1 rRNA gene is annotated in these 487 nt (G+C 52.0%); it reads right to left on the bottom strand.

Annotation, left to right across the window (positions count from 1 at the left end):
- Positions 1-487 (bottom strand): 16S ribosomal RNA (locus H9X80_RS08895); the annotation flags it as partial.

The raw sequence follows: 487 nt of genomic DNA, 5'->3' as shown, positions 1-487 counted from the left end.
ACAGTGGTAGTGACTACAAGGGTATCTAATCCTGTTTGCTCCCCACGCTTTCGCGCCTCAGTGTCAGTTACAGACCAGGAAGCCGCCTTCGCCACTGGTGTTCCTCCATATCTCTACGCATTTCACCGCTACACATGGAATTCCACTTCCCTCTTCTGCACTCAAGTTGACCAGTTTCCAATGACCCTCCACGGTTAAGCCGTGGGCTTTCACATCAGACTTAATCAACCACCTGCGCGCTCTTTACGCCCAATAATTCCGGATAACGCTCGCCACCTACGTATTACCGCGGCTGCTGGCACGTAGTTAGCCGTGGCTTTCTCATAAGGTACCGTCACACTCTAGCCATTTCCTACTAAAGTCGTTCTTCCCTTATAACAGAATTTTACAACCCGAAGGCCTTCATCATTCACGCGGCGTTGCTCGGTCAGGCTTTCGCCCATTGCCGAAGATTCCCTACTGCAGCCCCCCGTAGGACTACCACTGT

The sequence above is a fragment of the Olsenella profusa genome (assembly GCF_016900315.1).
Classification (GTDB): domain Bacteria; phylum Actinomycetota; class Coriobacteriia; order Coriobacteriales; family Atopobiaceae; genus Thermophilibacter; species Thermophilibacter profusus_A.
This window is presented reverse-complemented; position numbering and strand designations above follow the sequence as displayed.